17 protein-coding genes are annotated in these 12,531 nt (G+C 70.6%); 14 read left to right on the top strand and 3 right to left on the bottom strand.

Annotated features, from left to right (window positions below; translation table 11 throughout):
* Positions 1 to 29 precede the first annotated feature (29 nt).
* The gene (locus tag ACIBN2_RS22660) at positions 30 to 1,055 is read right to left on the bottom strand and encodes a LacI family DNA-binding transcriptional regulator (protein ID WP_399136598.1); all 1,026 of its coding nucleotides are present in this window, start codon (positions 1,053 to 1,055) and stop codon (positions 30 to 32) included.
* 96 nt (positions 1,056 to 1,151) lie between these two features.
* Positions 1,152 to 1,931 (bottom strand): winged-helix domain-containing protein, encoded by a 780-nt coding sequence (locus tag ACIBN2_RS22655; RefSeq protein ID WP_399136597.1) that lies wholly within the window; start codon positions 1,929 to 1,931, stop codon positions 1,152 to 1,154.
* 189 nt (positions 1,932 to 2,120) lie between these two features.
* On the opposite strand from ACIBN2_RS22655, the gene ACIBN2_RS22650 reads away from it, so the two are divergent.
* From ACIBN2_RS22650 to ACIBN2_RS22615, 8 genes are all read left to right on the top strand, one after another.
* Positions 2,121 to 2,984: an alpha/beta hydrolase family protein gene (locus tag ACIBN2_RS22650; protein ID WP_399136596.1), complete on the top strand. Its 864-nt coding sequence runs from the start codon at positions 2,121 to 2,123 to the stop codon at positions 2,982 to 2,984.
* Positions 2,985 to 3,039: 55 nt separating this feature from the next.
* Positions 3,040 to 3,294, top strand: a complete 255-nt coding sequence (locus ACIBN2_RS22645) for a MoaD/ThiS family protein (protein ID WP_393871096.1) — start codon at positions 3,040 to 3,042, stop codon at positions 3,292 to 3,294.
* Positions 3,295 to 3,296: 2 nt separating this feature from the next.
* Positions 3,297 to 4,436, top strand: a complete 1,140-nt coding sequence (locus ACIBN2_RS22640; protein ID WP_399136593.1) for a hypothetical protein — start codon at positions 3,297 to 3,299, stop codon at positions 4,434 to 4,436.
* A 143-nt stretch (positions 4,437 to 4,579) separates the two neighbouring features.
* Positions 4,580 to 5,320, top strand: coding sequence for a DUF2993 domain-containing protein (locus ACIBN2_RS22635; protein ID WP_399136591.1), 741 nt, complete (start codon positions 4,580 to 4,582; stop codon positions 5,318 to 5,320).
* 228 nt (positions 5,321 to 5,548) lie between these two features.
* Positions 5,549 to 5,629 (top strand): putative leader peptide, encoded by an 81-nt coding sequence (locus ACIBN2_RS22630; protein WP_350310325.1) that lies wholly within the window; start codon positions 5,549 to 5,551, stop codon positions 5,627 to 5,629.
* A gap of 121 nt (positions 5,630 to 5,750) precedes the next feature.
* Positions 5,751 to 6,590 (top strand): sulfurtransferase, encoded by an 840-nt coding sequence (locus tag ACIBN2_RS22625; RefSeq protein ID WP_399136590.1) that lies wholly within the window; start codon positions 5,751 to 5,753, stop codon positions 6,588 to 6,590.
* Positions 6,591 to 6,666: 76 nt separating this feature from the next.
* Positions 6,667 to 6,954, top strand: a complete 288-nt coding sequence (locus ACIBN2_RS22620; protein ID WP_006348354.1) for a DUF1416 domain-containing protein — start codon at positions 6,667 to 6,669, stop codon at positions 6,952 to 6,954.
* Positions 6,955 to 7,029: 75 nt separating this feature from the next.
* Positions 7,030 to 7,290 (top strand): DUF3099 domain-containing protein, encoded by a 261-nt coding sequence (locus ACIBN2_RS22615; RefSeq protein ID WP_399136588.1) that lies wholly within the window; start codon positions 7,030 to 7,032, stop codon positions 7,288 to 7,290.
* Here ACIBN2_RS22615 and ACIBN2_RS22610 read toward each other — a convergent pair.
* On the bottom strand, positions 7,284 to 7,646 hold the full coding sequence (locus ACIBN2_RS22610) for a DsrE family protein (protein WP_399136586.1): 363 nt from the start codon (positions 7,644 to 7,646) through the stop codon (positions 7,284 to 7,286). The genes ACIBN2_RS22615 and ACIBN2_RS22610 overlap by 7 nt on opposite strands.
* Before the next feature lie 98 nt (positions 7,647 to 7,744).
* Here ACIBN2_RS22610 and ACIBN2_RS22605 point away from each other — a divergent pair, with 98 nt between their 5' ends.
* From ACIBN2_RS22605 to ACIBN2_RS22580, 6 genes are all read left to right on the top strand, one after another.
* The gene (locus ACIBN2_RS22605) at positions 7,745 to 8,539 is read left to right on the top strand and encodes a hypothetical protein (RefSeq protein ID WP_399136584.1); all 795 of its coding nucleotides are present in this window, start codon (positions 7,745 to 7,747) and stop codon (positions 8,537 to 8,539) included.
* The gene (locus ACIBN2_RS22600) at positions 8,536 to 9,411 is read left to right on the top strand and encodes a hypothetical protein (protein WP_399136582.1); all 876 of its coding nucleotides are present in this window, start codon (positions 8,536 to 8,538) and stop codon (positions 9,409 to 9,411) included. Before ACIBN2_RS22605 ends, ACIBN2_RS22600 begins: the two co-directional genes overlap by 4 nt.
* Complete coding sequence (locus ACIBN2_RS22595; protein WP_399136580.1) at positions 9,408 to 10,292, top strand: hypothetical protein; 885 nt, start codon at positions 9,408 to 9,410, stop codon at positions 10,290 to 10,292. The genes ACIBN2_RS22600 and ACIBN2_RS22595 overlap by 4 nt, the downstream gene beginning before the upstream one ends.
* 224 nt (positions 10,293 to 10,516) lie before the next feature.
* Positions 10,517 to 11,092 carry an FABP family protein gene (locus tag ACIBN2_RS22590; RefSeq protein ID WP_399136578.1) on the top strand — a complete coding sequence of 192 codons (576 nt, stop codon included), beginning with the start codon at positions 10,517 to 10,519 and terminating at the stop codon, positions 11,090 to 11,092.
* 16 nt (positions 11,093 to 11,108) lie between these two features.
* On the top strand, positions 11,109 to 11,546 hold the full coding sequence (locus ACIBN2_RS22585; RefSeq protein WP_399136576.1) for a Fur family transcriptional regulator: 438 nt from the start codon (positions 11,109 to 11,111) through the stop codon (positions 11,544 to 11,546).
* A gap of 10 nt (positions 11,547 to 11,556) precedes the next feature.
* Positions 11,557 to 12,522, top strand: a complete 966-nt coding sequence (locus tag ACIBN2_RS22580; protein ID WP_399136574.1) for a YgfZ/GcvT domain-containing protein — start codon at positions 11,557 to 11,559, stop codon at positions 12,520 to 12,522.
* Positions 12,523 to 12,531 lie beyond the last annotated feature (9 nt).

Below are 12,531 nucleotides of genomic sequence, written 5' to 3'. Positions count from 1 at the left end.
ACCCACCTGAAGGTGTACGGCGGTGCTGCTCAGCCCTCGCAGCCGCAGGACCGCCGTATCACCAGGCTGGAGGGGAACTGCTTGAGCCGCTCCCGCCGCGACCCCGCCACCCGCAGCCCGTCGTCGAGCACGAGGTCCACGGCGGCCCTGGCCATCGCGGAACGGTCGGAGGCGACCGTGGTCAGGGGCGGGTCGGCGAGCCCCGCCTCCTTGATGTCGTCGAAGCCGGCCACCGCCAGCTCGCCCGGCACGTCGATGCGCAGCTCGCGGGCGGCCCGCAGCACGCCGATCGCCTGGTCGTCGGTGGAGCAGAAGATCGCGGGCGGGCGCCGGGGCCCGGCGAGGATCTCCAGGGCCACCTTGTAGGCGTCGTAGCGGTTGTACGGCGCCTCGAAGAGCCGGCCCTCGGTCGGGATCCCGGCCTCCTCCATCGCGCGCCGCCAGCCCTCGACGTGGTCGGAGACGGGGTCGCCGACGACGGGGGTCTCGGCGGTGCCGCCCATACAGGCGACGTAGTCGTAGCCGTGCCCGAGCAGATGGCGGACGGCCTGCTGGGCGCCGTCCAGGTCGTCGATCACCACGGCGACGTCGTCGATCGCCTCGGGCCGCTCGTGCAGCAGGACCACCCGGGCGTCCCAGGCGTCTATCTCGGCGGCCGCCAGGTCGTTCAGGGCGTGGCTGACCAGGATCAGCCCGGACACCCGCATGCCGAGGAAGGCCCGCAGATAGTGGACCTCGCGCTCGGCCACGTAGTCGGTGTTGCCGACGAGCACCATCTTCCCGCGCTCGGAGGCGGCCTGTTCGACCGCGTGCGCCATCTCCCCGAAGAAGGGCTGGCGCGCGTCCGGGATGATCAGACCTATGAGATCCGTGCGACGCGACGCCATCGCCTGGGCGACGCGGTCGGGCCGGTACCCCAGCTCCTTGATGGCGGCGAGGACACGCTCGCGCGTGGCCGGGGCGACCGGCCGGGGTCCGTTGTTGATGACATAGCTGACGACGGCGGTGGAGGTCCCCGCCAGCCGTGCCACGTCATCCCTAGTCACCTTGGCCACGCGCGGAGTCTACGCGGATATACCGGCTCCGGGCAGGGCGGAAGAGGCATCCCCCGGGGCCGCCCGTGCGGAACCGATGCCCCCGTCGGGGGTCCGCTATGCCTCCGCCGTCACCTCGGCACCGTCCCGCGCGGTGGCCTCGTCCGCAGTGTCCGGCTTTGCCCGGTCCGCCTTGGCCTTGGCGTCCTCGGAGGAGCGATCGCCCTTCTCGGGCGTAACGAATCGATAACCGACGTTCCGGACGGTCCCGATCAGCGACTCGTGCTCGGGCCCGAGCTTGGCGCGCAGCCGCCGTACGTGGACGTCGACCGTGCGGGTGCCCCCGAAGTAGTCGTAGCCCCAGACCTCCTGGAGCAGTTGTGCGCGCGTGAAGACGCGGCCCGGGTGCTGCGCGAGGTATTTCAGGAGCTCGAACTCCTTGAAGGTGAGGTCGAGGACCCGGCCCTTGAGCTTGGCGGAGTACGTCGCCTCGTCCACCGACAGGTCGCCGTTGCGGATCTCCATCGGGGAGTCGTCGTTGACGATCTGCTGCCGTCCCATGGCCAGCCGCAGCCGTGCCTCCACCTCCGCGGGGCCGGCGGTGTCGAGCAGTACGTCGTCGATGCCCCAGTCGGCGGTGACGGCGGCGAGGCCGCCCTCGGTGACGACCAGGACGAGCGGGCAGCCGGGGCCGGTGGAGCGCAGCAGCTGGCACAGGCTGCGCACCTGTGGCAGGTCACGGCGGCCGTCGACGAGGATGACGTCGGCGCCGGGGGTGTCGACCAGGGCGGGTCCCTCCGCGGGGGCCACGCGCACGTTGTGCAGCAGCAGGCCGAGGGCGGGAAGCACCTCCGTCGACGGCTGAAGGGCATTGGTCAGGAGCAGCAGAGAACTCATACGTCTGGTTCCTCCTCGGTCCCTGCGAGGACGTGTGCGGTGTCACCTGCTCTGCGATCCCGGGGCCCCGTACATCGGCGGTCACCTGGAATTTCCCGGTGATTCCCGCTTCGTATACAACGCTTCCGAAAGCACAAAAGGACCCGGGGGCTACGCTGCCCGAGTCCTCTGCCCAGCAGAATAGCCCACATGAGCATCACTCCGGCAGGTCGTGTGGCGCGTTCCACCGTTCGTCCACATACCGAGACGGTCACTCGCATGCCTTTGCGGACGTTTCTGACGACGGACGACGGGGTGCCGATCGATGCCGTATACGATCCGCCGGCGATCGTGTCCGACGTCTCCGCGACACCCTCCCGCGACCTCGTGTTCGTGATCGCGCACGGCTTCACGGGCGACGCGGACAAGCCGCACGTGCGGCGTGTGGTCGAGGCGTTCGCGCAGCACGGGGCGGTCGTCTCGTTCTCCTTCCGGGGCCACGGCGCGTCCGGCGGGCGGTCCACGGTCGGCGACCGGGAGGTGCTCGACCTGGCGGCCGCGGTGGAGTGGGCCCGCGAGCGCGGGCACGCGCGCGTGGCGACCGTCGGCTTCTCCATGGGCGGCTCGGTGGTGCTGCGGCACGCGGCGCTCTACGGGCCGGGGCGCGAGGGGCGCACGGAAGCGTCCACGGACGCGGTGGTTTCGGTGAGTGCACCGGCCCGCTGGTACTACCGGGGGACCGCCCCTATGCGCAAGCTCCACTGGCTGGTAACGCGCCCCGAGGGCCGGCTGGTGAGCCGCTACGGATTCCGTACGCGCATCCACCACCGCGAGTGGGACCCGGTGCCGCTGTCGCCCGTGGAGGCCGTCCCGCGGATCGCCCCCACGCCGCTGCTGGTCGTGCACGGCGACCGCGACGGGTACTTCCCGCTCGACCACCCCCGCATGCTCGCCGCCGCGGCCGGTGACCACGGCGAACTGTGGATCGAGGGCGGCATGGGGCACGCCGAGCACGCGGCCACGGACGAGCTGCTGGACCGGATCGGGGACTGGGCCGCCGCACGGGCGGGCTAGCCTGACGGGGTACACAGCCGACCGGCTGCCCATTGACCGTTAGTTGAGGAACCGGATGCCAAAGGTCACGGTGCGCTTCTGGGCCGCCGCGAAGGCCGCGGCCGGGGTCGCCGAGGAGCCGTACGACGCGGCCACCCTCGCCGAGGCGCTCGACGCCGTGCGCGAGCGCCACCCCGGTGAACTGACGCGCGTCCTGCGGCGATGCTCGTTCCTCGTCGACGGTGACCCCGTGGGCACCCGCGGACATGAGACGGTACGGCTGGCCGACGGCGGCACGGTCGAGGTGCTCCCGCCGTTCGCAGGAGGGTGAGGATGACCGATCAGCCGTACGACCCGTATCAGCAGCCGTACCAGCAGCCGCAGCAGCAGACCTGGCCCGGGCAGCAGCAGCCGCATCAGCAGCAGGCGCAGCAGGGCTACGAGGGCCAGGGGTACGAGGGTCACGAGGGGTACGACGACCCGTACGCCGCCCAGCAGTACACGCAGCAGTGGCAGGGGCAGACGTGGGACGCGCAGGCCCAGATGCCGGCGCCGTCGGCGATGTCCGGCGCGGAGACGGCGTACATGGCGCAGCAGGGGCCTCAGCCGGCCGCGCAGCAGTGGCAGCAGCCGCAGGCACCCGCGGCGGCCGCCCCTGCCGCCGGTGAATCCCCGGACGCGGGCTACGGCCCCGCCACCGTCGCCGGCAACGCCCGCATCACCGACGCCCAGCGGGCCCGCCTCGAGGGGCGTTCGCCGATCATCGAACCGGGCATGCAGCCGGCCGCGCTCACGGCGCTGCTGGGGCTGCTGCTGGCGGGTGCGGCGGCGGTCGGCTCGTACGCCCTGCTCGTGCCGCTCGTCGTCCTCCAGGCGGTCACCGCGGCGGGCTGGTTCCGGCTGAACGGCATGTGGCCGGCCCGGCAGGGCATCGCCCTCGCCTTCCTCGGCGCACTGGCCGCGGACGCCGCGCTGCTGGTGGCGGGCCGGGAGAACGGCCCGGCGGCGATCCTCGGCACCCTCGGCGTCTGGGTCCTGCTCTCCCTCGTCCTTCAGCTGCGCTCGCACGCGGACCCGGACGAGCGGATGTACGGCCTGATGGCGGGCGTCGCCTCGGCGGCGCTGTCCATCGTGGCGGCCGGATACCTCGCCGCCTCGGCGGACGCGGCGACCGTCGGCGCCGCCGCGGCGGCCGTGGCCGTGCTGGCCCGCGCCCTGCCGCTGCCCACCCCGGCGTCGGTCGTCGTCTCGCTGCTCGCCGCCGCGGGCGCGGGCATCGCTGCCGGTTCGATGACCGGCTTCGGAACGAAGGGCGCGCTGCTGGGCGCGGGCGCGGCGGTGTGCGCGCTGATCGGCCACCGGGTGGCGAGCTACGACTACCCGTCGAGGTTCGTGCACTTCACGGCGGGCGTCGCCCTGCCGCTGACGGCCGCGGCGCCGGTGGTGTACGTGCTGGGGCGGGCGCTCGGATAGGGCCCGGCCGTGCCGCGGCGGCTCCTGTCACAGGTGATCGACAATTCCCGGGCGGCCGCCCGCCCCAGGGTTACGCTCGCGCTGGGCGGCCACCCGGTCGTCGGGACCACTCGTGATCGTCCGGCCAGGTGGGGGAACATCGCATGCGCGCGCTGCGAATACTTCTGATCGTCGTCGTGATCCTCGGCGGCCTGTTCGTGGTGGCGGACCGGGTCGCGGTGTACTTCGCCGAGGACGAGGCGGCCTCCAAGCTGAAGACCACCGAGAACCTCGCCTCCACCCCGGACGTGTCCATCAACGGCTTCCCCTTCCTCACCCAGGTCGCCTCCGGGAAGCTGGACGACGTCGAGGTCGGTATCAAGGACTACGAGGCCGACACCGGCGAGGGCGGCAGGGGCGGACCGGCAACGATCCGTATCGACGACCTGAAGGCGCACATGAAGGGCGTCTCCTTCTCCGGCGACTACAGCTCCGCCACCGCGGCCGACGCCACGGGCACCGCGACCATCGCCTACGACGAGCTGCTCAAGGCGGCCAAGTCGCAGCCGACGCAGATCATCACCGGGGTCACCGCCCAGGTCGTAGGCCTCTCCGACGGCGGCAACGGCAAGATCAGGGTCGACGTCAAGTTCAGGACCCCGCTCGGCACCCGGACGTATCCCGTGCTCAGCACGGTGGCCGTCCACGGCGACGACGTGCGGGTGCACGCCGACAACCTGCCCAAGCTGGTCGTCGACCTCGCCGACTCCCGTGTCCGCGCGATCACCGACTTCAAGCAGACCATCGACCGGCTGCCGGGCGACGTGAAGCTGGACAGTGTGCAGGCCGCCAAGGACGGTGTGGAGATCACGGTGAAGGGTTCGAACGTCAAGCTCGCGGGGTAGGCCATCGAGCGGCGCGCGGCGTGCGGCGTGCGGCGCCGGGGGTGACCGCCGGGTGTCCGAAACGCGAGACGTCGGCGTCCGCGCCGTAGCTGTGATGACCGATACATCCGCCCGTGAGCCGTGCCGCCGCGGCCCGGGCCGAGATCGTTTCCCACATCCCGGACATTCGCGTCTCACGATACGACACACCGGTGACATGCCAGCCTGTCCGTCCCTACGATCGACGACATGAAGCGACAGGCGGATCTCACGAAGCGGCGGGCAGTCGACCTGTGCCGCGTCGCCGCCATGCTCTGTCGCACCTTCTGAGCGGAAGCTCGACTTCCGCATTCCCGCCGCCCTGACCAGGGCATCTCTGCGCGCCGCCGCCTGCGCGCGCAAATCTCGCACTCGCACGCCCCGCCGCAACTGCCCCGGAGGAGACAAGAAGATGAGCCGCAGCGACGTCCTCGTCGACGCTGATTGGGTCCAGGAGAACCTGGACAACCCGAACATCGCGATCGTGGAGGTGGACGAAGACACGTCCGCCTACGAGAAGAACCACATCAAGAACGCGATCCGCATCGACTGGACCGCGGACCTTCAGGACCCGGTGCGCCGCGACTTCATCGACCAGGAGGGCTTCGAGAAGCTCCTGTCGGCGAAGGGCATCGCCAACGACACGCTGGTGATCCTCTACGGCGGCAACAACAACTGGTTCGCGTCCTACGCCTACTGGTACTTCAAGCTCTACGGCCACGACAACGTCAAGCTGCTCGACGGTGGCCGCAAGAAGTGGGAGCTGGACGCCCGCGAGCTGGTCGAGGAGGTCCCGGAGCGGCCCGCCACCGACTACAAGGCCAAGCCGCAGAACACCGCGATCCGCGCCTTCCGCGACGACGTCGTCGCCGCGATCGGTTCGCAGAACCTGGTCGACGTCCGGTCCCCCGACGAGTTCTCGGGCAAGCTCCTCGCCCCGGCTCACCTGCCGCAGGAGCAGTCCCAGCGCCCGGGCCACGTCCCGAGCGCCCGCAACATCCCGTGGTCGAAGAACGCCAACGACGACGGCACCTTCAAGTCGGACGAGGAGCTCAAGGAGCTCTACGCCGACGAGCAGGTGGACCTGGCCAAGGACACCATCGCCTACTGCCGCATCGGTGAGCGCTCCGCGCTGACCTGGTTCGTGCTGCACGAGCTGCTCGGTGTCGAGAACGTCAAGAACTACGACGGCTCCTGGACCGAGTACGGCAGCCTCGTCGGCGTTCCGATCGAGCTCGGCGCCAACAAGTAACCCGACCAGCCCGTAACCCGACCAGCCCGTAACCCGACCGGCCTTCCCTCCGGTCAGACCCCTCTTGGAGAAAGACATGTGTGGAGCGAAGGCCGGCGGCCCGGACGCCTCGACGATCAAGCCCGGTGAGACCACGATCCAGGGCCAGGTGACCCGCGACGGCGAGCCGGTGACGGGCTACGTCCGTCTCCTGGACTCGACCGGCGAGTTCACCGCGGAGGTCCCCACGTCCGCCACCGGACAGTTCCGCTTCTACGCGGCCGAGGGCACCTGGACGCTCCGCGCCCTGGTCCCCGGCGGCACCGCCGACCGCACGGTCGTCGCCCAGCAGGGCGGCCTGGCCGAGGTCGCGATCGCGGTCTGACGCCTTGACCTGCACGCGAAGGGCCGCACCTCTCCAGGTGCGGCCCTTCGCCGTACCCGGGCCTACCCTGTAGTCATGTACGCACGGCGACGGCGCATGTACTTCGTCATGATGGGCATCTGCATCGGGTTGTTCGTCCTGGCGTGGGGGGTCGTGCGCATCTGGTCGATCCCCGCTGCCGTGGGCATGTGTGTCGTGGCGATGCTGATTCCGCCCGTCGCCGCCATGGTCGCCAACCGGCGCGGTCCCGAGGACCGCTGGTGGGACGATCCGTCCGGGGACCCGAAGTCGGACGAGTGGTGGGACGAGCTGGACGGCAAGAGGCGCCGTCAGTAGACGAGCGCCTGGGTGTCGTCGGCGACCGCCTCCTGCACGAAGACCTGCGCACCCGCGATCCGTACGCCCTCGAGGACGTCCTTCTCCGTGATGTCCCGCCGCGCGGCGCACTGCGTGCACAGGGTGACGCGGCCGCCCGCGAGCAGGGAGTCCAGCAGGTCGGGCAGCGGAGCGGCGTGCGGCAGCTCGAACTCGGCCGCGCGTCCCGGCAGCGCGAACCATGCGGACTCGCCGGTCAGCCACAGGGAGACGTCGACACCGCTGGCCACGGCCACCGCCGCCACCGTGAAAGCCTGCGAGCACCTCTCGGGCGCGTCGGCGCCCGCCGTCACCTTGATCACCAGCTTCTTCGCCATGGCCGAATCGTAATCAACGCCCCTGCAACTCCGGCCCGCGGCCATGAGTCTCCTGTGAGCGCGCGTACGGAATGCGCGCTTCATGTTTGTGGGGGGACGTGTTGGAAGTACCCGAAGAGGTGGTCGACGCACCGGTCGCGCAGGTTGCGCAGCTTGCGCCGGATACGCCCGCCGCGCCTGCGCCCGCGCCTGCGCGCCGTGGCCGCACCACTCTGCTCGTCGCCGGCGCCGCATTCCTCGGTGTCGTCGCGGGCGCCTGCACCGGATATCTGATCCAGGCCGACCGCGAGCCGACGAAGCTGCCCCCGCTGTCCCAGCCCCGGCTGGCCCAGGCGAAGGGCAGGGCACCCGAGCCGCTGTCCGCCGCCCAGGACCGCCAGGTGAGGGCGGACGGCGACCTGCGCAAGCTGCTGCTGAAGAAGCCGGCCGGCGCGAAGACGGCGGACTGGCTCCCCGGCGACGGCTGGATGAACCTGGCCGAATTCGCCGACACCTACGCCAAGCCCGGCACCGAGTTCAACAGCCTCATCACCGACGAGTTCCGCCGCGCGGCCGTCACCGGCTGGCAGGCCGGCGGCAACCAGACGGTGGAGATCCGGCTGATCCAGTTCCGCCAGGACGAGTCGCTGGAGGCCGCCGACTCCAGCGACAACAACCAGTACTGGGCGGACCGCAAGCCCGACAGCGACAACTGGTCCATCCCCGGCACGGGCAGCGGCACGGCGTACGTGCACCACCGGCCGGACAACAAGGCCGGTTACCTGCCGATGTACAGCGCGGAGGCGCACGCCTACCGCGGTGACGTCGCCATGGAGCTCTGGATCTACGACACCAAGCCGATCACCAAGGCCAGGGTCATGGACCTGGCCGAGCGGCAGATGGAGCGGCTGTGAGCGATAACGTCACCGAACCGATCGGGCCCGCGGCCGAGTCCACGCTCGAGTCCACGCGCGAGCCCATGCCCGAGCCCACGCCCGAATCCACCTCCGAGCCCGTTCCCCAGCCGGCCGGGAAGCGCCGCTCTCGCGGCCGTATCGCCGCCGTCGCGGGTTCCGCCCTGCTCGCCGCGGCCGTGGTCGCCGGCGTCGGCTACACCGTCGTCATCGTGAACGGCGCCGACCGCGACGCCGGTGCGGCCGTCTGGAAGTTCCCGGAGCCGAAGAGCGCCGGCGACGGGAAGGAGGCGCCCGCGAGCGGGCTCTCCGGGATGCTCGTGAAGTACGCCAACGGCTGGAAGCGCGGCCCGGACCTCGGCGAGTTCGCCGCCGACGCCCAGCTCAGCGGCGCCCAGGCCACCGCCCTGCGCAAGGAGGCGCTGCGGAACCTGCCGCGCACCCAGCGCAGGCAGCTGGAGAAGCTGATCGACAAGCAGCACATCCAGGGCATGGCGATGCGCAGCTACGTCAGGGAGGCCGGCAGCTCCTTCTTCACGGACACCGCCGCAGCGGTGACCATCGAGCTGTCCCAGATGCAGAACCGGGCCGCCGTGCGCAACATCTCGACGTCCCAGAACGAGTTCCTCGGCGGTCTCGACGTCTTCCGCAAGGGCCCGAAGATCAAGGGCTACAAGGACGCCGCGTGCTTCCTGCCGCCCAAGGACTCGAACTCCCACGAGAAGCTCGACTCGATGCTCTGCTCCGCCTATCGGGGAGACGTCCTGGTCACCGTCACCGCGGACGGGGTCAAGCCGTTCGACGCCAAGGGGGTCGCGGAGCTCCTCAAGAGCCAGCTCGACCGCATCGCCGAGCCGGGAGAGGCCGTATGACCGAGCAGACCGGGCCCACAGTGCAGACCGGGCCCACAGTGCAGACCGAGCCCACAGCGCAGACCGAGCCGCAGGCCGTCGCCGAGCCGCCGCTGCAGGACCCGCCCCCCGCGAAGAAGGACCGCCGCATCCTGCGTGCCGTCCTGCGCTGGACCGCCGCCGTCGTGGTGTTCGCGGCGGTCGGTGCGGGAACGGCGTACGGCATCACGGGGATGGACCGGACCGACGTACCGGGACTGGCTACGCGGTCGGACGGGCGCTGGGACTACCCCACGCTCGTGAAGCCGCCGCTGCCGTCGGGCAGCCCGGCGCCCTTCGACGAGCGCAACCTGGCCGGCACCCACTACGCCGACCTGCGCGCACTCGTCCTGCCCGTGCCCAGGGGGGCGGTGGAGGAGAAGAAGCTGCGGGGCCGGGACGGCTGGCTGGCGACGAAGGACTTCCTCGCCGAGTACGCGGAGAAGGACGCCCGGGACGAACTCCGCCAGACCTTCGTCGACAACGGTCTGCGGCATGTCGCGGCCCGCGGCTGGACCACCCCGGACGGCACCCGCACCCGTGTGTACCTGCTGCAGTTCGGCACCGCGGCAGTGGTGGACGAGCTGTTCCAGAAGGACATCGCCCCGGTCTCCGGTCCCAGCGACCAGCTGCGCGGCGCCGGCACCTCCCTCTTCGACGACGACTTCCCGACCCAGGCCCACGACTACAACATCCCGTACTCCGTGTACGTCGAGTCCAAGCCCTACGGCGCCGAACAGGTCCGGCAGGGGTACCTGTCCGCCGGTGACGTCCTCGCGGTGATCGTGCAGTCCAGGAAGGGCACGGCGAAGGCGGTGCCGTTCCGGCAGACGGTGGCCCTGCAGAGCGAGCTGCTCGGCTGACTCCCGCATGGGCGTACCTCACAAGAAGGGGCCGCCCCCGGCCGCGTAAGCTGGGGGCGGCCTTTGTACCGCTCATCGCTCAACCAAGGAGCACCCCGTGCTTGAGGCATTCTTCGAGACCCTGCTGGTCCTGGTCTGCGTCGGCGTCCTCGCCTTCGCCGGTCTGACCGTGAAGAAGCTGTACCAGGGCCAGCGCTGACCCCCATCAAGGAACTGCCGACCCCATGATCGAGATCCCGTCCGACCTCCACAAGGACCTCGTCCCGCTCGTCTTCCTGCTCGGCAACTGGGCCGGCGCGGGCGTGCACGACTTCCCCGGGTCCGAGAAGTGCAACTTCGGGCAGGAGGTCACCTTCACCCACGACGGCCGTGACTTCCTGGAGTACCACTCCCACACCTGGGTCCTGGACAGCGACGGGAACAAGGTCCGGCCGCTGGAGTCCGAGTCCGGTTTCTGGCGCATCGACGCCGACCGCAAGGTCGAGGTCACGATGACCCGCGACGACGGTGTCATCGAGATCTGGTACGGCGAACTCGCCGCCCAGAAGCCGCAGATCGACCTGGTCACCGACGCCGTGGCCCGCACGGCCGCCTCCACTCCGTACTCCGGCGGCAAGCGCCTGTACGGCTACGTCAAGAGCGACCTGATGTGGGTCGGCGAGAAGCAGACCCCCGAGGTCGAGCTGCGCCCCTACATGTCGGCGCACCTGAAGAAGGTCGTCACTCCCGAGGACGTCGAGCGATGGGCCAAGGCCCTCCCGGACGACATGCCCGACGACGGGATCGCCTTCTTCAAGTAGTCCTAGACTCTCTGGTGTGGTGAGCACCGACTGGAAGAGCGACCTCAGGCAGCGCGGCTACCGGCTGACGCCGCAGCGGCAGCTTGTCCTGGAAGCCGTGGACACCCTTGAGCACGCGACCCCCGACGACATCCTCGTGGAAGTGAGGAAGACGGCGTCGGGGGTCAACATTTCCACCGTGTACCGCACCCTGGAGCTCCTGGAGGAGCTCGGGCTGGTCAGCCACGCCCACCTGGGGCACGGGGCGCCGACGTACCACCTCGCGGACCGGCACCACCACATCCACCTGGTCTGCCGGGACTGCCAGAACGTGATCGAGGCCGATGTGTCGGTGGCCGCGGAGTTCACCGCGAAGCTGCGCCGGGAGTTCGGCTTCGAGACGGACATGAAGCACTTCGCGATCTTCGGCAGATGCCGCGAATGTTCCCTGCAGGGGTCAACTACCGAGTCGTAGGCTTGTGCCCATGAAGAGCCCCCTGCTGTCCCTGCCCGGCGCCGTCCCCGCCGAGGGTGCGGACGAAGGCGTAGCCGCCCACTACGGCGACCTGTTCCGCGAGCAGCGCGCCCTCGCCGACGGATCCGGCTTCGTCGACCTCTCGCACCGCGGCGTCATCACCGTCTCCGGCGAGGACCGGCTGAGCTGGCTGCACCTGCTGCTCACCCAGCACGTCAGCGACCTCCCGCCCGGCCTGGCCACCGAGGCGCTGATCCTCTCCGCGCACGGCCACATCGAGCACGCGCTCTACCTGGTCGACGACGGCGAGACGGTCTGGGCCCACGTCGAGCCCGGCACGCAGGACGCGCTCATCGCGTACCTGGAGTCGATGAAGTTCTTCTACAGGGTCGAAGTCGCCGACCGCACAGCCGAGTTCGCCGTGGTGCACCTGCCGGCCGGTTCGATCGCCGAGGTCCCGGAGGGCGTCGCCGTACGCGAGACGCCGTACGGCCGCGACCTCTTCCTGCCGCGCGCGGACCTGGAGTCCTACGCCGGGAAGGCCGGCCCGCCGGCCGGGATCCTGGCCTACGAGGCCCTCCGCGTCGAGCAGCACCGCCCGCGCCTCGGCTTCGAGACCGATCACCGCACCATCCCGCACGAGCTGGGCTGGATCGGCAGCGCGGTGCACCTTCAGAAGGGCTGCTACCGCGGCCAGGAGACCGTCGCCCGCGTCGAGAACCTGGGCAAGCCCCCGCGCCGCCTGGTCTTCCTCCACCTGGACGGCAGCGAGGTCCACCTGCCCACCCCGGGCACGGAGATCCGCCTCGCGGACGACGAGCCCGACGGCCGCAAGATCGGCACCATCACGACGTCCGTACGCCACCACGAGCTGGGCCCGGTCGCGCTGGCCCTGGTGAAGCGGAACGTGCCGGTGGACGCGCGGCTCCTGGCCGGAGAGACGGCGGCGGCGCAGGAAGTGGTCGTCGAGCCGTAGCCGTAGCCG

Source organism: Streptomyces sp. NPDC050534, assembly GCF_044457745.1.
In the GTDB taxonomy this organism is placed as follows: Bacteria; Actinomycetota; Actinomycetes; order Streptomycetales; family Streptomycetaceae; genus Streptomyces.
The sequence above is the reverse complement of the archived record's forward strand: the minus strand, read 5'-3'. Positions and strand labels throughout refer to the sequence as shown.